This window comes from Xenorhabdus sp. PB61.4, assembly GCF_963894935.1.
Classification (GTDB): domain Bacteria; phylum Pseudomonadota; class Gammaproteobacteria; order Enterobacterales; family Enterobacteriaceae; genus Xenorhabdus; species Xenorhabdus stockiae.
Genome location: NZ_CAWQJR010000218.1, coordinates 1 through 19,715 on the forward strand (window position 1 = coordinate 1; position 19,715 = coordinate 19,715).

Genomic DNA, 19,715 nt, shown 5'->3' on the forward strand with positions numbered 1-19,715 from the left:
GATTAAGGGTTACCACTAAATTATATTAGCGACAATTCGTCTCATTTACGATTTGTTTATCAAATTTTTCTATTTGAAACCTAAAAAATTGTCAGTAAACTTAATATACTATTTCCTTGCATAAAGCACTCCCTGCATAGTGCTTTTTATGCTGAAAATAATAAAAAAAGAGGTTGGTTACTTTATAAATCCTCAGTGAAAACATGAAATAGCAATGTGGCGTAGTCGCTTACTATGAGTGATGTGGAGCCATATCCACAAATAAAGTTAGATCCTCATAACATCATTATGTGTTTACTAAATAAAGCTGCTGATTGAGAGCAGGTAGGAATGTTTTTACTACTTTTATCGGTAAATGAGATTAATTATGGAATTGTAATACTACGATGAGATTTATATATAGATTTAACTGGTTGATTATCAAAATAGGAATTTAAAAACCGTTTTCTCATATCTGATTTGGTTATGAAGGGGGAATGATGCTTTTCCACGTTATCAACAAAAATAATATTGTTGCACTTTCGTTAATATTGGGTGTTGTCGTTTTCTTTTTTTCTTTATCATATAATAACAGTAAATTGGGTATTATCGATTATGCCGATAGACATTGCCAGAAAAACACGGCTTGTCTGATTGATATGAATAAAATCGTCCCTTTTGATTGGGATAAAATGTATATTATTGATAAAGGGATGGGGCATAAGGATATTGAGGATATTATTGGCGCTGCATTTAAAGGGAAAGCTAGTCTTTTTTATAAGATTATTTTTGTCAGAAACAAACAGGTAGTTTATGAAGATGAATATGATCCCTATATAAGATCTTATGAAAAAAAACTATTGAAACCAGACTTTCAGTATCCTTATGATGGTAAAGAAAATTATTTCAACTATTATGCGATCTCCAAAGATAATGCGATCCTTTCAATGAAGATTGAGAATAAACCACTCACAGATGACGATAAAGTCTACTATAAGTTATCGCCTTCTAATTCACAGCAGGTGAAAGAGAAAAATTTGTAAATATATATCCGGCTATTGGTTGGTGCTTCAGTGCAGGTCTACTTCTTCTTTTTGGCCTGCACTTTTTTAATTTTCTTTTTTCCTTTTTGTTCTGAACGGGCTTGTGAACTTTTTTGGGATGCAGGCTTAGTAGCAGAGGTGGGATTATTTTTCGGTTTGGAATGTTGCTCTTGTGCAACTTTCAGGCGTCTTTCCCACTCGCAGGCTGAATTCAGGCTTTCCAGTGTTCTGGTTAACCCGTAAATTAATCTTTCATCCATGTCATTTTTTGCATATTGGAGCTGTTTCTCTAATGTTTTCTGTTTGTTTTCGCACTCCGCTTTAGTTGGTTTTGCATAGGCAATATTCATACTGAAAACGACTAATACAGGCAAGAGCATAGTTTTCGACTTCATGAACTATTCCTAGTCTGATTTGAAATGCTTATTCAAAATTTTATATGCTGATCGGGATTTGTTCCTGAAAATTAGACGTCAGTTACAACTGACGAGGGGCAAAATGGAGGCGTTTATCTTTTTTCGCGAGAATGAGGCATAATGCTTTTTTGTTGTCTGATCAGCCATCAGGCAAGTTATCAATATTTCTCTCCCGGGGTTTGAAAATCGAATGCTAAGTTATCGTCACAGCTTCCATGCAGGCAACCATGCTGATGTGCTAAAACACACTGTCCAAAGCCTTATCATTGAGTCACTTAAGGAAAAAGAGAAGCCTTTCCTTTATCTGGATACCCACGCAGGCGCAGGTCGTTATCAGCTCAGTGGCGAACATGCCGAACGTACTGGTGAGTACTTGGAAGGGATTGCCCGTATTTGGCAGCGTGATGATATTCCTCAAGAATTATCAGGCTATATGAAAGTTGTAAAGGCTCTGAACCAGCATGGTGTTTTGCGTTATTACCCCGGTTCTCCATTAATTGCCCGTCATTTATTGCGCGAATATGATGAACTTAACCTGAGTGAACTGCATCCAAGTGATTTTCCTTTATTGCGTAGTGAGTTCTCCCGTGACAGACGCGCCCGCGTTCTGCGTGAAGATGGCTATCAACAGCTGAAATCAAAATTACCACCTAAAACTCGCCGTGGATTGGTGCTGATAGACCCTCCTTATGAGCTGAAATCGGATTATCAGAATGTAGTTAAGGGTATTCAGGAAGGATACAAACGTTTTGCGACAGGTACTTATGCGTTGTGGTATCCGGTTGTGCTCCGCCAGCAGATTAAGCGTTTAGTGAAAGATTTGGAAAAAACCGGGATCCGCAAAATTTTGCAGATTGAGCTTGGCGTGCGTCCGGATAGTGATCAGCGCGGTATGACAGCATCCGGCATGATTGTGATCAACCCGCCGTGGAAGCTGGAACAGCAGATGAAAGCTGTGCTGCCTTGGCTACAGCAGGTACTGATCCCTGAAGGCACAGGGCATAACTCAGTAGAGTGGATTGTACCGGAATAAGACTATTTTCCAGCGTGATATTGGCAGCATGGAGCATCAATTTGATAGCTCTAGCCTATGACAACGAAAGCCACAATCATCATGCATAGTGATAACTTTTTGTCATAATATACGTTACGATTAAATTGTAGTCAGTAGGTTAATTGATTAGACGGAAGTGCCTAAGATGAGTAAACATTACGATTATATTGCAATTGGTGGCGGCAGCGGTGGTATTGCCTCCATTAACCGTGCGGCCATGTATGGGCAGAAATGTGCCCTGATTGAAGCAAAAGCACTGGGTGGAACATGTGTTAATGTGGGTTGTGTACCGAAGAAAGTGATGTGGCACGCTGCCCAGATTGCGGAATCTATTCATCAATATGGCTCTGATTATGGTTTTGATGCCACTATCAATCGTTTTGACTGGAAAAAACTGATTGCCAGCCGTACATCCTATATTGACCGTATTCATTCTTCATATGAGCGTGTGCTGGGTAACAACAATGTTGATGTTATTCAGGGATTTGCACGTTTTGTTGATGCAAAGACTGTTGAAGTGAACGGCGAAATAATTACCGCAGATCATATATTGATTGCGACCGGTGGCCGCCCTAAAAATCCGGCTATTCCCGGTGCGGAATACGGTATTGACTCAGATGGCTTCTTTGAACTGGATGAAATGCCTAAACGTGTTGCTGTCGTAGGTGCTGGTTATATTGCGGTGGAAATTGCCGGAGTTTTGAATGCATTAGGCAGTGAAACGCATCTGTTTGTACGCAAACATGCACCTTTGCGTTCTTTTGATCCGTTGATCGTAAATACGTTGCTGGAAGTTATCAACAATGAAGGTCCGACTCTGCATACGGAAGCTGTACCAAAGGCTGTGATAAAAAATGCTGATGGCAGCCTGACTCTGCAATTACAGGATAGCAGAGAACAGACAGTTGATACTCTGATTTGGGCTATTGGGCGCGAGCCTGCGACAGATAATCTGAATTTGTCCGCTGCTGGTGTGGCGTTGAATGAATCAGGCTATATTCAGGTTGATAAATATCAGAATACCAACGTAAAAGGTATTTATGCTGTGGGCGATAATACAGGTGCTGTAGAGCTGACACCCGTTGCGGTAGCGGCAGGTCGCCGTTTATCAGAGCGTCTGTTTAACAATAAGCCGGATGAACATCTGGATTATACCAATGTGCCAACAGTGGTCTTCAGCCATCCGCCAATTGGTACAATCGGCCTGACGGAGCCACAGGCAAAAGCGCAATACGGTGATGATCAGGTTAAAGTTTATACTTCGTCCTTTACCGCAATGTATACCGCAGTGACGCAGCACCGTCAGCCATGCCGTATGAAACTGGTTTGTGCTGGTGAAAATGAGAAGATTGTCGGTATTCATGGAATAGGCTTTGGTATGGATGAAATCCTGCAAGGCTTTGCCGTTGCCTTGAAAATGGGTGCGACGAAAAAAGACTTTGATAATACAGTGGCTATCCATCCGACAGCGGCGGAAGAGTTTGTTACGATGAGATAGATGGTGTAGGAATTACACCTCTACACGTTTGTTTCTATCGCTGGCAAATACACACTAAGCCAAAGTATAAATTGGCTTAGTGTGACTATAAACCGGCCAGCTTTGATGGTGGCTCTTTACCTAAAAAATAAGTTATTCTTTTGAGTCGTTGCATAAAATCTAATACCTTGAATGGAGTTGTTAGAATACCTATCCGTGTTGTTCCGTATCAGATTCAGGTATCAATGTGATGATGTCTTGTAATGCCTTTCTAATTTTTTCTTTTTCTCCACTTCTTTTAGTCGAAAGCCGTAATAATGGAATGCCTAACTTAAGCAAAATACTGTCTTTTTTCTGATCCCGCTGTGTCTGCTTAGAATCGAGGGCATGGAAGCGGTAGCCATCTACCTCTATTGCAAGCACAGGGAGCTTGTCTAGCTTATTGAAAATCAAAAAATCTATATGGCTATTCGGATGTCGGCCAAATTTCTGCTCAATTTCAGTTAGTATTCCGAAATCACTTATCAGTAAGCTTAGTTGGTAATTATGCTCGTACGTGAATGAAGTAAAAAGTTTATCAGCAAGAATATCATTCAATAGCGTAGCCATTAGATTTTCAGACAAATGCTCTGATTCATTTACGATACGGTTTTTAAAATCTTGTAAAACAGGTGAGTACTCGCTGTATAAGCAGTCGAATATCGAGACTGTTTTACTTTCAAAAATGCTAGGTGACATGGATTGATATTCAATGTGGCGTATTAAGTCACCAATATTAGTACCTTGTTTTTTTAACAAGTTAGCAGACATGACCATGATGAATTTCTCTTTTGCTCGTGAAACAGCTACATTGATTAAGTTTGGACTGTCGTTAAATTTGTCTGCCCAGTTGGCCGTTGGGCTATATATGATGATGTCTTTTTCACGTCCTTGAAATTTGTGTGCTGTATCTATTTGTATGTCTTTTTTATCGATAATCTGATTCGCATGTTTAACTTGGGCACGATAAGGCGTAACAATACCGATTTTTACTGGTTCTATATTGCGCAAGCTTGCTTCAAGTAATTCCTGTTGAATAACTTCTAACTCACGAAAATTGATTTGGCTTCTACCGCTTGGATCTTTGCAAGCGTGATGGCCTGGGGCTGTTTTAAGAATTTTAAATGGATCTTCATCTGAATGAGTCATGGTGATCAATTGACCGCCATAATATTTTTGATTACAGAAGTCGATGATCCGAGGATGGCATCGATAGTGCTCTTTAAGTAGCGTGGAAGATGCACTCTTACCGAATACCTTGTCTACAGATGACAATAGACTTTCAGTTAGATAACTATATTTAGTTGGAATGCCAAACTTTTCATCAATATCGGGATGGGTGGTTATAAGCAAATTACTTGGAATATGAGGTATCTGCTGCAAATCGCCTACGATAACCATGTTTTTGGCGCACGCCATGGATAACACTCCAGTGAGGAGGTTTACTTGCGACGCTTCATCTACAATGAGATAGTCAAATAGTTCATTGTCGCCTTTATTGTTAATGATCGAATCCGTTGTGCTTAGTACGACAGGAAAGCGCTTAGCAAAATTGTCAAAAAAGTTTCTCTTGTAAGACTGGTGGTGAAACTCAACTTGCTCAATTTTATGATGTGTAGAGAAAATATGGTGCTTTAATAGGGTCATTGAGCTATCGGTATATTGTTTTAACAGCTTTTCGAAATTGTATCGGTTTAGCTTTTGATCAATTAAACGTTTACTCTCTGCAAGTTCTGTTTTTTTCCTTTGATAATACTCAGAGATAAGTCCCTTAAATAAGTTGCTGGAAAGGATTTTAATATCCTTGAACTTATAAATTCCATATTTAAATAGCCATTTAATTCTGAGTGACCAAGACAGATTTTCATTTATAGAGTAGTGCTCTACCTCAGCCATAAACTTCATTAAATTTGGTGTTGACCATTTGTTGCCAAAGGACCAGTTAGATGGATTTATTGGGTCTACAGAGAAATGCTTATCGAAATACTTACTCTCAATCTCAAGTCTACTTATGAATTCTCGAATTCTAGCTTGCTCGTTTTGCAGTTCCAGCAGTTCAAAAATCAAGTTATTTGTGGAAGCAATTTCTTGCCTAGTTTGTAGCAGTGTTCTTTCAGTCAGCTCCCAATGAGCAATTTCAGGAATCTTATGTTCTTTGGAAAAAAATGCTTTTTGTAAGTCAGCATTGCCAAGACTTGCCGCAATAAAAGCAAAGCCTTCCTTTTCTAACTTTTCATAAATATTGCTGGTCGCTGCATTATTCCCAGCAACTACAGCAACAGTCTTATTTTGGCAGATCAAGTTTGCAATTATGTTGAGTATGGTTTGTGTCTTTCCTGTTCCTGGAGGTCCTTGAATGATGCTTAATTGTGATGTTAGCGCATTTGTAACTGCTTCACGCTGTGATGGGTTGACACCAAAAGGGAAAATGTTTGACGACAAACTTTTTTTTCTTAGCTGGGATCTTTTTACAAAGTTGCTTAGTACTGAGTCATCTCTGATCTGATTTAATTTTTTTTCATAAAAGTAGTGGACATACGGTGAGGATTCTTTCAAAAACATTGCTATATATTTGTAATAATCAATAAGGTCTTTCGTTTCTTTCTGCTCAGCGATATTTGGTATTATTTCTACATCAGAAATGGGGAATTCTTTACTATATCCATTAGTAAACAAAACTATATATTGATTATCAAAAATTAATGCTTCATCCCATTCTTTATTTGATCCGCTTTTTAAGCTAACAATAGAGTCTTCGATGTTGAGGATTTCTGGGTGCTCAAAAAAACGGACATTTGTTTTGTTGTAGAGAAAGGTCTTATTATCTGGAAAGGTGACGAGAGTTTTGTTGCCTGATGGAACGACTTTGACGACCTTTTTTGTCGTATTCTTGAACTCACTTTGCTTGCTTCTGGTTAGAACCAAGAACTTCCGCTCATCCATGTGTTACTAATCTCCCTTTTTGATAAAAACGCCAGGAAGTATTCTAACCCAAAAATTCTGGAATTCTAAGCATAATGGATGTGAATTCATATGGATATAGTGATAAACCTCAGCAACGTACCTCATCTGCAAATGCTCAAACCTCTCACATAAAACTCTTCCAGACTCAACGTGGATTAGGTAACAGATTACGATAACGAATATTCCCGAAAAAGCCAGAATAATTCTGGCTTTTTTAGTGCCACTGACTCACCCTAAATAAGGTTGATACTTTCCAGCAGATTGTCAATGAAAGTCTGTACTCTGAGAAGCCATTTTTAGCTAGATATCATTATTAACTAACATAGTAAGATTGATTTTATTACGGTTTTTTTGGTTTCCCTGATGTAAATACCCCTGGTGCTGGAGGTGTGATTTATTTTATAAAATATATATTCTTGGTTTTTATTTTATGATGGTTTAATTGAAAGTTAATTTGATGCACTTATTTAAAAATATATTATAAGAAATACTCTTGGGTAATTTAATCACAAGTGGAAATTTTTTCGTCGTTACGGAGTTTTTAGGAACGCAATAAAGAGATGATAAATGTTCCCATGTGATATATATATCATTATGGGGCTTTTTATATGAAATATAATTTTGTACGTGATAATAAACTGCTATGCAAAATGAGTTTATTTGCATGATGATGTGATGGACATTTTTTGTTTTATTACTTAATAGACACCAAGATTTCATCGCTAACACTTCCTTTAAAAGTCTCATCTGTTATTTTTTCCTATGGAAACCAAAGTGAGAATAGAATGTGTTGTGTTACCCTAATAGCATTAAATGAGATAACTATGTTAGTCTTTAACACTAAAAAGCCTTAGTGTGTTAGAGACTAACATATGATAAATAATTAATGCAATAAAATCGCATTAATTGTAATGTAATAACGCCTGAATTTGGTGTTTATTCTTTTAAAATCAAACTATAGTAAAACACGTAACAGGCGAAAAGAATGCTGGATACTATTGGTAAGCGTTTGAAATGCTGTAGAGCAGCGACCGGAACGACGACACATGACGTGGTTGATTATATACATGCTAAAGGAGAGGATATCTCATATGCTACGTATACGCGTTGGGAGTCGGGGAGTTCTTTTCCGGTAAGAAAAAACCATGTAATAAACCATGTCTCAGACTTCTTCAAAGAAAATGGTCTTCAGGTAGAGCCGCAATGGATTTTGACAGGCGAAGGTTTTCCTCCGCAATTCGCAGAATATACTAAGTTGGATGAAGATACTTTATTTATTATGGCGAGTCGTACATTACCTGATGTTGAATTAGTTCAGGTTGGAGGCCAATATGGAGAGCCATATATCAATTTTGGAGAGTTCTGTATTATTTCTGATGATAATAATATTGAATCAAATAATAATAAGTTGTGTTATGTAAGATATGATGAGGGAGTCAGAATTGGTGTAGTGACCATCATGGATGAAAAACAGATTATTATATCGGGTAAGTTTGATATGACATTGAATAAATCTAATATAACCGAGTGTAGGAGGGTCAAATGGATTCAAAAAAAATAAAAATAGACTTTCATCGCCATAGCAATGAGGTGATTAAGTTTCTTAATAATTTTGAACGTGTCACATATGTATCCACTCTGCTAGTCGAGAATAATAATGTATCAGCTCATCAGAGTAACGGATATGCGGGATGGGACCAGAAGTTTTATTACGATGGGATACATAAAGACAGTCTACTAATAAAAATTGGTCTGGAACTGACAAAAATAAAGGGTGGTGATGTAAGCACAGTGATATGGGATGATGTTTTAAAGAATGATGTAAATAATGTCATCGATGAAGAAAGAAGAAAGCACAATATATTTCATGGTATCAGTTTCATTTACGGTCTGACTGATAATACGAGTATGGCAATAAATGTATGTACGGGAGAGGATACTTCTAAAAAGGATTTTGAAGGCTTACTTTTTCCGATGAGATTTGCTCTGTTAAATTATTTTAAGGATCTGTGATGTTTTCTAAAGAGTATTTAGTAGACGATCAGCACGTTGATTTTCAAGGTGTTGTTGATGGGCTTTATTATCCGTTCTATCTGGAATGGACTCGGCATGCGTTTATGAAAGAAGCGTTAGGTCTGGATTTAGAAGAAGAATTCAAAGCCGGGCGGATGCACGTCATTCTTGAATATGGTCTGCGCTTTAGAAAAAGCCTCCAGAAAGGGCATAAGATGGAGGTGACCTGCAAAGTCGCCAGAAATGAAAAGCGTAACCGGATTAATTTTGAGCAGCAAATTTTGGTTGATGGCGTTGTGTATGCTGATGCGACGTTTGTTGCAACCTGTTTAGTAAATGGGCGCCCGACTGTACCTGAAATTGTGATGAATGCGGTTGAAGACTAAAGATCATCGTGTCTATTCTGGCCTCTGATTAATAAGAGGCCACTCAACAAAAAAATCACAAACCCGGCGCTTTCCACAACGAAGTTGTCAGGCCATCATCGACGAGATGAAGTTGATCAGCATACACCGCCTGCCAATCTTTTTTTGCTTTTTGATAAACATCCCAGTGGCCTGAGTTCGGCAGATATTCCCGCTCCCAGCGCACTAATCTTTCTCCCGTTTCCGGCATGGAGTCATACAGTGACACCCCAACGCCAGCGGCGATAGCACATCCCAGCGCCGTAGCTTCTTTAACGACGGGAACTCTTACCGGCAATCCGGTGACATCAGAGAGGATCTGGCTCCAGAGTTTGCCTTTTGAGCCACCACCAGCAAAAACCAGAGAATCAGGCTGAACACCGGAGAATGTCGCAACGATATCCAGATTGCAGGCTGAGACGATAGCCGCGTTTTCTTCCAATGCTTTGAACAGAGTGGCTTTGTTACATTTTTCCGGATCAATCGACAGGTTGAGGAAGGAAGGCGCAGCGTGATACCAAGATTTAAAGCGCATGACATCGGAGAAGATTGGCATCACACCATATGATCCGGCGGGAACCCGCGCAGCCATCTCTTCCAGCAGCGCGTAAGCATCAATACCCAGCCGCTCTGCCATCAGTTTTTCTTCGGCGCAGAAAGCATCGCGGAACCAGCGCATGGTGAGGCCGGTGAAGAAGCTGATAGATTCTGCCTGTGCCATGCCAGGGATGACGTGGGGATTAATACGGATGTTCATGTTGGGGTCGGTCATCGGTTCCGGCAGGTTAACGACTTGCTGCCAGAATGTACCGCCAAGCACTGCGGTCTGAGCAGGCCTGACAACGCCAATACCAAGGCAACCGAGCTGAACATCTCCACCCCCCATAATGACCGGCGTTCCGCTGTCGAGGCCACACTCTGCTGCCGCTTTGTTTGTTATGTATCCGAGTAATGTGCCTGTTTCTTTAACCGGAGAGAGAATATCAGAACGCAATCCGGCCATTTCCAGCAGGCTGGGGCGCCAGTCGCGGCTCACTAAATCCAACATGCCGGTTGTGCCTGCGTTGGAAGGATCAACGGCCAGTTCACCACTTAGCATATAGGCCAGCCAGTCACTGATCATCGTTAACGTACTGGCTTGCCGATAAATGTCAGCACGGTGGTGGGCAAGCCACAATAAGCGGGGCATTGCTCCCAGCGCTAATGTCTGACCTGAATAGCGATAAACATCATATTCAAACGTATTATTGTACAGCTCTTTCAGTTCACTGACTTCATGACTGGAACGGGCATCAACGTTGGCACATGCCCATATGGGATCGCCGTTCCGATTGTACAGGACGATCCCTTCCCGCATTGAGCAGGCAGCAACTCCCTGAATTGCACTGGCTGGTAGTTCAGCCTTTTGTAAGGCCTGACGGATACATTGGCAGGTAAGTTGCCAGTTGGTTTGCAGATCAAATTCCATTGAGCCTGCGACATTCGGTACAGGCTGGTGAACCCATTCTGACTGCCCGACAGAGATTTGATTACCTTCCAGATCAAATATGACTGCTCGTATACTGCCTGTTCCTGCATCAAGCGCCATCAGATAATTCCCTGATGAGTGGGCATGAGTGCGTTGGTTCATGATGCTATCCTCGTTTGTCGTTATCTCATTAGCCTGCTGGTTGTTGATTAAGGACTACGATATGGCACGGGGAATTTATACTCTTCGTCTTTTCAAATTACCTCTTTGTTGGCTGCATTCCTTTGCCGCCGTGATATTCCTTGAAATCCATTGGGTATATTAGACAATCACATCAGCATCGCCCTTGCGGTCTTTTCTTCCGTGACCAGTGAATTAATATAGCCGCCTTTCAGCGCCGCAACGATGGCATCAGCTTTTTCAATTCCACCAGCGACGCCAATCACGTTCGGTATCGTTTTCAGCTCTGGTAGTGAGAGACCGATCAGTTCCTGATGAATATCGATATCACTGACCAATTCACCTTCAGCATTGAAAAAGTAACCGAGAATATCGCCGACTGCACCTTTGCGCCCGAACATCAGTTGTTCACCATCGCTGATATAGCCGGAACGCATAATGGTCGCCTGTTGCCTCTGATTGATGGCACCAATGCCGACAACGGCGATATCAGCTGCACAGGCAGTCAGTATGACATCCCGCACACTGCGTTCTTCACGGAATGTTGTGGCAACCTGCCGGGTTGATGCCCGAAGTGGTGCAGGAATGATGCTGACAGGGCAGTCTGCATCAAGCTGGCCGATACCGGTCATATAAGGGCCAACACCACCGGATAGTGTCACCAGTCGCACCTGTTGGGAGGAAATAAAACCGCTCAGATGCTGTAAAGTGCACATGGGAGCTTCACCAAAACCGATCGCCAGAAGCTGGCGGGGTCCAATCAGTGACATCAGTAGATGGGCAGCTCCGGTACCTAACCGGGTATTCAGGTTAATGCCTTCAAGGGCGGGAAGAACACGTACTTTATTCAGATTAAAACGTTTTTTCAGAGCATCTTCCAGCTCCAGACAACCCTCATAGCGCGAGTTTATCTGAACGTGGATCACACCGGAGCGCCGCCCTTTTTCCAGCAAACGGGAGACTTTAAGCCGGCTCAGGCCAAGCAGTTCACCGATGTCTCCTTGTGTCAGGCCATCGTGATAGTAAAACCAGGCAACCCGGGCCAGTAGTTCTTCTTCACTCATGTTGTTTCCTGAATCGCTGTTTTCTGGATAACTATTTTCTGAATAGCTATGGCTGGTATAGCCATTACCCGAATAATGAAGATCCTCGGATGACACGTTTTTTTCTGATGCTGATTTTTTCTTGTTTGGTTTGATTGTCATAACAACTTATTTATTCCCTGAAAAAGAATTAAGCATGAAAGCCTCTGTCGTGCCAGAGGTATTCCACAAAAATTGAACATATCTTAATGAAGATCTAATTTTTTCATAAAATGTGATCAAAATTTTGCAAATATTTCATAATATGAATTAGAGTCATGAACAAAAGATTTTTAATCTTATAAATGTTCATATTGAGTATCGGAGTCAGTGTCAGAATTGGGACGGAAAGCAGCAAAATCATAAACACCCTGAGGTAGCATGATGTCACAAAGCAATTCCGCCAATGATTCATTGCAAACTCATTTATTGCAAAGGCATCCATCACAACAGGATTCGTCACAAAAACATTCGTTACAAAAACAAGCCGCTAATACATTACCTATGTTACCGCTATTGGCCGTTCGTGGGATCGTTAAACAGTTTTCCGGTTTAGCCGTGTTGAAGCACATTGATTTCACTCTGATTGCAGGGCAGGTTCATGCCTTATTGGGAGGAAATGGGGCGGGTAAATCAACACTGATGAAGATCATTGCGGGCCTTGAGCAGCCGGATGCAGGGACGCTGATGATGGAAGGAAACACCATTAGTCAGCTGACTCCGGCTAAAGCACACCAATTGGGCATTTATCTGGTACCGCAGGAACCTTTGTTATTCCCCAATCTTTCTGTTCAGGAAAATATTCTGTTTCGCCTGCCTAAGCACCTAGTCAGTAAAAGCCGGATGCAGCAATTGCTGACACAGCTGAACTGCCGGTTAAACCTGAGTGCGCCAGCAGGAAGTCTGGATGTTGCGGATCAGCAGATGGTGGAAATCATGCGTGGCCTGATGCGCAATTCCCGTATTTTGATCCTTGATGAACCGACAGCCTCCCTGACACCCGCCGAAACAGAACGGTTGTTTGAGCGGATACGGGAGTTACAGCAGCAACAGGTTGGGATCATTTTTATTTCCCATAAAATCCCTGAAATTCGTCAGATTGCTGATTATGTCAGTGTGATGCGGGATGGCATGATTGCTCTCAGCGGTGCAATGGCGGAATTTTCAACAGAAACCATTATTCAGGCAATCACGCCCACGGCAAAAGATTCTGTATTAACAAAAACGCAGAAGTTATGGCTGGATGCCGGAAATCGTCAGTCCGCAGGTGCTCACGCTGACTCTATGCTTGAAGTGACAGCTTTGTGTGGTGAAGGCTTTCGGGATATTTCTCTGACACTGAAAGCCGGAGAGATTGTCGGTCTGGCGGGCGTTGTAGGGGCCGGGCGTACGGAGCTGGCGGAAACGTTATATGGATTGCGGCCTGTGGTGAGTGGCGAAATCCGTTTGCGTCAGCAGGTGATTAATTCGTTGAATACCGCAGCCCGGTTACGGCATGGTCTGGTTTATCTGCCGGAAGATCGGCAGGCATCGGGGTTATTCCTTGATGCACCCCTGAGCTGGAATGTGTGCTCACTGACTCACAACCAGAACGCTTTCTGGACTCGCCCTGCCTATGATGCCGCTGTGCTTGAGCGTTATCGCCGGGCACTCAACATTCGTTACAGCCATGCCAGTCAGCCGGTACGCACTTTGTCTGGCGGGAATCAGCAGAAGATTTTGATTGCGAAATGTCTGGAGGCGAAACCCGCTGTTTTGATTATTGATGAACCGACACGGGGTGTTGATGTCGGTGCGCGCACGGATATTTATCAGTTGATCCGCAGTATTGCCAGCCAGCAGGTGGCGGTTTTGCTTATCTCCTCTGATCTTGATGAAATTGTACAACTGGCTGACAGGGCGCTGGTGATGCATCACGGAGAAATCTGTGGCCACCTTGATAAACCCAATATGAGTGTGGATGCCATTATGCATCTTTCGTTTGGTGAGAGGGCGCTATGTTGAAATTCATCCAGACCTTTATTCAGAACAATCGTGAAGCCACCGCATTGATCGCTATTTTAGGTTTGTTTGCCTTGCTAAGAAGTCTGGAACACGATGTTTTTAGTTTCCAGACTGTCACCATGATTTTTGCGAATGCGCAAATCCTGATGTTGCTGGCAATGGGCGCTGCGCTGGTGATGCTCACGCGTAATATTGATGTCTCTGTCGGCTCGACCACCGGTTTATGCGCTGTGGTGCTGGGGATGTCACTCAATGCAGGTTTTCCCCTGCCGATAGCCTGTCTCATAACACTATTAGCAGGTATGACTGCGGGTCTGGTAAATGGTGCGTTAGTCATCTGGCTGAAAATTCCTGCCATTGTCGCCACCTTAGGTACGCTGGGGTTATATCGGGGTTTGATGCTACTACTGACAGGCGGGAAATGGATCGAAGGCCTGCCTGCTGATGTGAAAGAGCTTGCCAGACCTGTTTTATTCGGCATCTCGTTCATCGGGTGGTTGCTGATCTTACTGGTTTTGGCAATGACGTGGATGCTGAAAGTCACGAATTTTGGCCGTGGATTTTATGCTACCGGTGACAATCTGCAAGGGGCGCGACAGATTGGTGTGCCGGTGAATCGCATTCGTATTGCTGCGTTTGCCACAAATGGTGTGATGGCAGCACTGGCTGGCATTGTATTTGTGGCTCAGATTGGATTTATTCCGAATCAGACGGGAAGCGGGCTGGAAATGAAAGCGATTGCTGCCTGTGTGTTGGGTGGTATTAGTTTGCTGGGCGGCGTGGGAACCGTGATAGGAGCGATTTTCGGAGCTTACTTCCTGACTCAAATCGACAGTGTGTTGGTATTACTCAGGTTGCCGGCATGGTGGAACGATTTTATTGCCGGTCTGGTTTTACTGTTGGTGTTGGTACTTGATGGCCGGTTGCGCAGCGCCGTTGAAAAGAACTTACGTCAGCAACGTTATGCCAGTTTTCTTAAACCCACTGATGATCCCGTGGCCCATTTATCGGAAGCAGGCAGGAGAACATCATGATAAGTGCGATTAAACGTCATGGATGGGAAACCGCCCTCGCTATTTTGCTGGTACTGGAGATTCTGTTATTTGGCATAGCCAATCAACGTATGCTGGATATCAATATATTATTGTTCAGTACCAGTGACTTTATCTGTATTGGTATTGTTGCTCTGCCGCTGACGATGGTGATTGTCAGTGGCGGAATTGATATTTCGTTTGGCGCTGTTATCGGCTTATGTGCTATTGCACTGGGGATAATGAATCAGTCCGGAATGCCGATGATAGCCGCACTTCCTTTGACTCTGATTGTGGGAATGATATGTGGCCTGATTAACTACGGGCTGATTTTCTATACCGGTGTGAATCCGCTGGTTATTACCCTCGGAACTATGTACCTGTTTGGCGGGAGTGCGTTATTACTGTCGGGGTTATCCGGTGCGACAGGTTATGAGGGCATTGGAGGTTTTTCGGCTGAATTTACTGATTTTGCCAATCTGACACTACTGAAACTACCCATCCCGTTAGTTGTTTTTATTTTTTGCGTCATCGGGTTCTGGTTGTTTATGCATCGCACTCATCGGGGACGCAACGTTTTTCTGATTGGGATGAATAATCGTGTCGCCCGTTATGCGGCGGTTCCTGTCAATAAAACATTGTGCCTGCTGTATGTTCTGCTGGGATTGTCCTCGGCTCTGGCAGCGATCATTCTGGTGTCCTATTTTGGTTCCGCCCGCTCAGATCTGGGGAGTTCGTTCCTGATGCCAGCCATTACTGCGGCAGTTTTAGGTGGAGCTAATATCTATGGTGGCTCCGGTTCTGTTATCGGCACAGCATTGGCTGTTTTGCTGGTGGGATATTTGCAGCAGGGATTGCAGATGGTGGGGATCCCGAATCAGATATCCAGCGCCTTATCCGGCGCTTTGCTCATCGTGGTGGTGGTCGGGCGTTCTGTTTCTCTGCATCGCCATCAAATCCGGGACTGGTGGCAGCGTTGGAGGACATCGGCTTTTTAATGAACTATTCCTGAATGATTTCTTAAATAGAAAACGGTTCCTGAACTGAAAGAGAAAAGAGCGGAGACAGGCATGAAAGCACTGACAATGAAAAAATCGGCGATGAAAAAACTGGTTTTAGCGGGTGTATTGAGTCTGGCATGTGCTTCCTGGGCACAGGCGGCTGACAGGATTGCGTTTATTCCGAAGCTGGTCGGTGTCGGGTTCTTTACCAGCGGTGGGCAGGGAGCAGTGGCAGCGGGTAAGGCGCTGGGTATTGATGTCACTTATGATGGCCCGACCGAGCCAAGTGTGGCGGGGCAGGTACAGCTTATCAATAATTTTGTGAATCAGGGATATAACGCAATTGTCGTGTCGGCAGTATCACCGGATGGTCTGTGTCCGGCATTGAAACGGGCTATGCAGCGTGGTGTAAAAGTACTGACGTGGGATTCGGACACTGCACCAGAATGCCGCTCCATCTATATCGATCAGGGAACTCCAAAACAGTTGGGTGGGTTATTAGTGGAAATGGCCGCCAGTCAGGTGAAAAAAGAAAAAGCGGAGAAACAGGGAAAAACGAAAGTGGCGTTTTTTTACTCCAGCCCCACAGTGACAGATCAAAACCAGTGGGTGAAAGAAGCTAAGGCCAAAATTACCGCAGAACATCCTGACTGGGAAGTTGTAACCACTCAGTTTGGCTATAACGATGCGACCAAGTCTTTGCAGACTGCGGAAGGTATTTTGAAAGCATGGGGTGATTTGGATGTGATTATTGCCCCGGATGCTAATGCGCTGCCAGCGGCGGCACAGGCTGCGGAAAACCTGAAACGTAAGGATGTGGCGATTGTTGGATTCAGCACGCCGAATGTCATGCGTCCTTATGTCGAAAACGGCACAGTCAAACAGTTTGCCCTGTGGGATGTCGTTAAACAGGGCAAGATAGCGATTCATGTTGCCAGTGAAATGCTGAAAAAGGGCGACCTGAATGTAGGCGATAAATTAGCTATTCCTGACATCGGTACACTTGAGGTTTCACCGAATAGCGTTCAGGGATATCGCTTTGAAGCGAAGGGCAATGGCATTGTTGTGATGCCGGAGCGCGTGATTTTTACCAAAGAAAACATCAACCAATACGATTTCTGATTCATGTTTCGCAGAGTCGGCACACAGCCTGACTCTGCTATTTTCTGGAGAGAAAAATGGCAGATTTAGATGATATCAAAGACGGTAAAGATTTTGGCATTGATACACCGCAAAAGAATACGCTGTTTGAGCTGAAAGGCTGTGGCGCGCTGGATTGGGGAATGCAGGCGCGTTTAGCGCGGATTTTCAATCCGGCAACCAATAAAACGGTGATGCTGGCGTTTGATCACGGTTATTTTCAGGGGCCGACAACCGGACTGGAGCGTATCGACATCAATATTGCTCCGCTGTTTGAACATACCGATGTGCTGATGTGTACACGTGGCATTTTGCGCAGTCAGGTTCCGCCGGCAACCAATAAACCGGTGGTACTGCGCGCATCTGGTGCAAACTCTATGCTGACCGAGCTTTCTAATGAGGCGGTTGCTGTTGCGATGGAAGATGCGCTCCGGCTTAATGTCTGTGCTGTGGCGGCACAGGTTTATATTGGTTCAGAGTATGAACATCAGTCCATCAAAAATATTATCAAGCTGGTGGATCAGGGTACCCGTTATGGTATGCCGACGATGGCGGTAACAGGTGTTGGTAAGGATATGGCGCGTGATCAGCGCTACTTCTCACTGGCAACCCGCATTGCTGCGGAAATGGGCGCGAATATCATCAAAACTTATTATGTTGATACCGGTTTTGAACGGATTGCGGCCGGTTGCCCGGTGCCGATTGTGATTGCCGGAGGTAAAAAGTTGCCAGAGCTGGAGGCGTTAACCATGTGCTATCAGGCCATTGATCAGGGTGCATCCGGTGTCGATATGGGGCGCAACATCTTCCAGTCAGAAGCACCGATAGCCATGCTTAAAGCTGTTCAGGCGGTAGTGCATCACAATGAAAAGCCTGCTCAGGCTTATGAGTTGTTCCTGAGTGAGAAAGCAAAGGGAGAATAATATGCACGTTACTTTAGTTGAGATTAATGTCAAAGCCGACAAGATCGCCGAATTTATCGAGGTATTCCGTGATAATCACCTTGGTTCTGTCAGAGAACCGGGCAATTTACGGTTTGACGTATTGCAGGATGAGAATATCCCGACGCGTTTTTATATCTATGAAGCCTATACTGATGAGGCTGCCGTTGCAGCTCATAAAACAACACCACATTATCTGCGCTGTGTTGAGAAACTGGAAGCCCTGATGAGTGAACCCCGGAAAAAGACCTCGTTTATTGGGTTGATGCCGGAAGGAAAATAAATCCTCAATTGGGAATAACGCCTTGGTGATAACATCAAGGCGTTTATTTTTTACTGGTTTAATTAAGCCAGTTGTTTGTAATGACATTCAGCAGAAATTCTGCGTTAAATATTCAGGACATTTTTAATGCTTTCTGCAAGCATTCCAGGATCACCGATACCGTTAATTTCCTTGATAAATGGCAGGCCCAGTTGCTCTGCCAATTCTTCCATATTGATATCATTGCCAATAGTTTGTTCGAATTCCAGCTGATTGATACCGCTTTCACCAGATTGTTCGAATTCCAGTTGCATGATCTGGTTCCAGAGTTTTCCTGCAAACCATGAGCAGTTTGCTACAGGCGTATACGCACCATTCTTCATATCTTCAGAGGTCAGTTTCATCAGTTTTGACAACTGATTACTTTCATCGACTAATTCAGGAATAAAATGCTGTTCTATAAATTCAGGGGTGATAGATTTGTTATTAATCTTCACACAATGCTGAATATGAAATTTTCTCTCGGCTGAATCATCAGTCGTGCTATGTTCTGAGTTTTTGACGAATCCATATCCCGGATGAAAAGCATATGAAGTATTATCACCTTCTTTTTCACTATTAAAGTAAATAACCCATGCATGGCCAAAACCACCACTACCAAAGGCAACGCCCAGTAACTTTAATACGCCTTTAATGACAACTTCTTTCTCATTATCATTCAAACTCCAAGGGAAGTTTTTGGCAATAAACATAGCTGCGGCTATCATTGGCGTTACATTCGTACGTTCAGCGGTTCGGTTAGTTCTAATACAAATTTGTGGGTAGCCAACGCTTGCGTCGCCAACTGGCTGATATTTATCTGTCTTGATCATCATTATTCCTTTATCTATATATAATTAAAATGGTCATTCTTTAAGAATGAAAAATAACCTGATTAAATGGTTCGAAGTATTTCACCTAAATAATTAGCTTTCACGTAACTGAAAGGTTGCGTGTTATTTAAGGTGAGATTTTTATTTAATATAAAAGCAATTGGGTTAAGTGTTTTTATATTGTTCGGGGTTTATTTGTCCTTTTGTTATTTTTTATTTCCTTTTGTTTATCGATATTTTTATTTTAAAAAATAGAATTACTCGATGATGTAATCTGAGGTCGGTAATATTGCCGTTTTTATTTTTCATAATAAAATGACCACCACTGTATGGCATGTATTACAA

Annotated in this window: 17 protein-coding genes; 12 read left to right on the forward strand and 5 right to left on the reverse strand. The window is 42.8% G+C overall.

Annotated elements, in window-relative coordinates; genetic code table 11:
- Nucleotides 1–476 precede the first annotated feature (476 nt).
- Nucleotides 477–1,022, forward strand: coding sequence for a hypothetical protein (locus AACX68_RS19260; RefSeq protein ID WP_339389387.1), 546 nt, complete (start codon nt 477–479; stop codon nt 1,020–1,022).
- A gap of 38 nt (nt 1,023–1,060) precedes the next feature.
- Here the strand turns inward: AACX68_RS19260 and AACX68_RS19265 are convergent, their stop codons facing one another.
- Nucleotides 1,061–1,417, reverse strand: a complete 357-nt coding sequence (locus AACX68_RS19265; RefSeq protein WP_228860170.1) for a DUF1090 family protein — start codon at nt 1,415–1,417, stop codon at nt 1,061–1,063.
- Nucleotides 1,418–1,628: 211 nt separating this feature from the next.
- On the opposite strand from AACX68_RS19265, the gene AACX68_RS19270 reads away from it, so the two are divergent.
- Nucleotides 1,629–2,471: a 23S rRNA (adenine(2030)-N(6))-methyltransferase RlmJ gene (locus AACX68_RS19270; protein WP_228860171.1), complete on the forward strand. Its 843-nt coding sequence runs from the start codon at nt 1,629–1,631 to the stop codon at nt 2,469–2,471.
- A gap of 166 nt (nt 2,472–2,637) precedes the next feature.
- Nucleotides 2,638–3,990, forward strand: coding sequence for a glutathione-disulfide reductase (gene gorA / locus AACX68_RS19275; protein ID WP_228860172.1), 1,353 nt, complete (start codon nt 2,638–2,640; stop codon nt 3,988–3,990).
- Between the two features lie 189 nt (nt 3,991–4,179).
- Here gorA and AACX68_RS19280 read toward each other — a convergent pair whose 3' ends face one another.
- Nucleotides 4,180–6,951: an AAA domain-containing protein gene (locus tag AACX68_RS19280; RefSeq protein ID WP_228860173.1), complete on the reverse strand. Its 2,772-nt coding sequence runs from the start codon at nt 6,949–6,951 to the stop codon at nt 4,180–4,182.
- A gap of 1,006 nt (nt 6,952–7,957) precedes the next feature.
- Here AACX68_RS19280 and AACX68_RS19285 point away from each other — a divergent pair.
- From AACX68_RS19285 to AACX68_RS19295, 3 genes are read left to right on the forward strand one after another with little or no spacing between them, the layout of a single operon-like run.
- A complete protein-coding gene (locus AACX68_RS19285) occupies nt 7,958–8,533 on the forward strand; it encodes a hypothetical protein (RefSeq protein ID WP_228860174.1) in 576 nt (191 codons plus the stop codon).
- Complete coding sequence (locus AACX68_RS19290; RefSeq protein WP_099120279.1) at nt 8,515–8,985, forward strand: hypothetical protein; 471 nt, start codon at nt 8,515–8,517, stop codon at nt 8,983–8,985. Before AACX68_RS19285 ends, AACX68_RS19290 begins: the two co-directional genes overlap by 19 nt.
- On the forward strand, nt 8,985–9,371 hold the full coding sequence (locus tag AACX68_RS19295; protein ID WP_228860175.1) for an acyl-CoA thioesterase: 387 nt from the start codon (nt 8,985–8,987) through the stop codon (nt 9,369–9,371). Before AACX68_RS19290 ends, AACX68_RS19295 begins: the two co-directional genes overlap by 1 nt.
- 55 nt (nt 9,372–9,426) lie before the next feature.
- On the opposite strand, the gene lsrK is transcribed toward AACX68_RS19295, so the two are convergent.
- Complete coding sequence (gene lsrK / locus AACX68_RS19300) at nt 9,427–11,019, reverse strand: autoinducer-2 kinase (protein ID WP_228860176.1); 1,593 nt, start codon at nt 11,017–11,019, stop codon at nt 9,427–9,429.
- A 167-nt stretch (nt 11,020–11,186) separates the two neighbouring features.
- Nucleotides 11,187–12,242, reverse strand: coding sequence for a transcriptional regulator LsrR (gene lsrR, locus AACX68_RS19305; RefSeq protein ID WP_255705672.1), 1,056 nt, complete (start codon nt 12,240–12,242; stop codon nt 11,187–11,189).
- A gap of 381 nt (nt 12,243–12,623) precedes the next feature.
- Between lsrR and lsrA the strand changes: the two genes are divergently transcribed.
- From lsrA to lsrG, 6 genes are all read left to right on the forward strand, one after another.
- Nucleotides 12,624–14,123 (forward strand): autoinducer 2 ABC transporter ATP-binding protein LsrA, encoded by a 1,500-nt coding sequence (gene lsrA / locus AACX68_RS19310; protein WP_228860182.1) that lies wholly within the window; start codon nt 12,624–12,626, stop codon nt 14,121–14,123.
- 5 nt (nt 14,124–14,128) lie between these two features.
- Nucleotides 14,129–15,157: an autoinducer 2 ABC transporter permease LsrC gene (lsrC, locus tag AACX68_RS19315; protein ID WP_370630311.1), complete on the forward strand. Its 1,029-nt coding sequence runs from the start codon at nt 14,129–14,131 to the stop codon at nt 15,155–15,157.
- A complete protein-coding gene (gene lsrD / locus AACX68_RS19320; protein ID WP_255705674.1) occupies nt 15,154–16,152 on the forward strand; it encodes an autoinducer 2 ABC transporter permease LsrD in 999 nt (332 codons plus the stop codon). The genes lsrC and lsrD overlap by 4 nt, the downstream gene beginning before the upstream one ends.
- An 87-nt stretch (nt 16,153–16,239) precedes the next feature.
- Nucleotides 16,240–17,277, forward strand: coding sequence for an autoinducer 2 ABC transporter substrate-binding protein LsrB (lsrB, locus tag AACX68_RS19325; protein WP_228860184.1), 1,038 nt, complete (start codon nt 16,240–16,242; stop codon nt 17,275–17,277).
- Between the two features lie 56 nt (nt 17,278–17,333).
- Nucleotides 17,334–18,218: a 3-hydroxy-5-phosphonooxypentane-2,4-dione thiolase gene (gene lsrF / locus AACX68_RS19330; protein ID WP_228860178.1), complete on the forward strand. Its 885-nt coding sequence runs from the start codon at nt 17,334–17,336 to the stop codon at nt 18,216–18,218.
- A gap of 1 nt (nt 18,219) precedes the next feature.
- Nucleotides 18,220–18,519, forward strand: a complete 300-nt coding sequence (gene lsrG / locus AACX68_RS19335; protein ID WP_228860179.1) for a (4S)-4-hydroxy-5-phosphonooxypentane-2,3-dione isomerase — start codon at nt 18,220–18,222, stop codon at nt 18,517–18,519.
- A gap of 104 nt (nt 18,520–18,623) precedes the next feature.
- On the opposite strand, the gene AACX68_RS19340 is transcribed toward lsrG, so the two are convergent.
- On the reverse strand, nt 18,624–19,370 hold the full coding sequence (locus AACX68_RS19340) for a hypothetical protein (RefSeq protein ID WP_228860180.1): 747 nt from the start codon (nt 19,368–19,370) through the stop codon (nt 18,624–18,626).
- Nucleotides 19,371–19,715 lie beyond the last annotated feature (345 nt).

What these genes read in the sequence shown, in the direction of transcription:
- lsrA (WP_228860182.1), top strand. Translation starts at nt 12,624, where the DNA reads ATGTTACCGCTATTGGCCGTTCGTGGGATCGTTAAACAGTTTTCCGGT.
- AACX68_RS19340 (WP_228860180.1), bottom strand. Translation starts at nt 19,370, where the DNA reads ATGATCAAGACAGATAAATATCAGCCAGTTGGCGACGCAAGCGTTGGC.
- lsrR (WP_255705672.1), bottom strand. Translation starts at nt 12,242, where the DNA reads ATGACAATCAAACCAAACAAGAAAAAATCAGCATCAGAAAAAAACGTG.
- lsrF (WP_228860178.1), top strand. Translation starts at nt 17,334, where the DNA reads ATGGCAGATTTAGATGATATCAAAGACGGTAAAGATTTTGGCATTGAT.
- lsrG (WP_228860179.1), top strand. Translation starts at nt 18,220, where the DNA reads ATGCACGTTACTTTAGTTGAGATTAATGTCAAAGCCGACAAGATCGCC.
- AACX68_RS19280 (WP_228860173.1), bottom strand. Translation starts at nt 6,951, where the DNA reads ATGGATGAGCGGAAGTTCTTGGTTCTAACCAGAAGCAAGCAAAGTGAG.
- AACX68_RS19265 (WP_228860170.1), bottom strand. Translation starts at nt 1,417, where the DNA reads ATGAAGTCGAAAACTATGCTCTTGCCTGTATTAGTCGTTTTCAGTATG.
- AACX68_RS19290 (WP_099120279.1), top strand. Translation starts at nt 8,515, where the DNA reads ATGGATTCAAAAAAAATAAAAATAGACTTTCATCGCCATAGCAATGAG.
- AACX68_RS19270 (WP_228860171.1), top strand. Translation starts at nt 1,629, where the DNA reads ATGCTAAGTTATCGTCACAGCTTCCATGCAGGCAACCATGCTGATGTG.
- AACX68_RS19285 (WP_228860174.1), top strand. Translation starts at nt 7,958, where the DNA reads ATGCTGGATACTATTGGTAAGCGTTTGAAATGCTGTAGAGCAGCGACC.
- lsrD (WP_255705674.1), top strand. Translation starts at nt 15,154, where the DNA reads ATGATAAGTGCGATTAAACGTCATGGATGGGAAACCGCCCTCGCTATT.
- gorA (WP_228860172.1), top strand. Translation starts at nt 2,638, where the DNA reads ATGAGTAAACATTACGATTATATTGCAATTGGTGGCGGCAGCGGTGGT.
- AACX68_RS19295 (WP_228860175.1), top strand. Translation starts at nt 8,985, where the DNA reads ATGTTTTCTAAAGAGTATTTAGTAGACGATCAGCACGTTGATTTTCAA.
- AACX68_RS19260 (WP_339389387.1), top strand. Translation starts at nt 477, where the DNA reads ATGATGCTTTTCCACGTTATCAACAAAAATAATATTGTTGCACTTTCG.
- lsrK (WP_228860176.1), bottom strand. Translation starts at nt 11,019, where the DNA reads ATGAACCAACGCACTCATGCCCACTCATCAGGGAATTATCTGATGGCG.
- lsrB (WP_228860184.1), top strand. Translation starts at nt 16,240, where the DNA reads ATGAAAAAATCGGCGATGAAAAAACTGGTTTTAGCGGGTGTATTGAGT.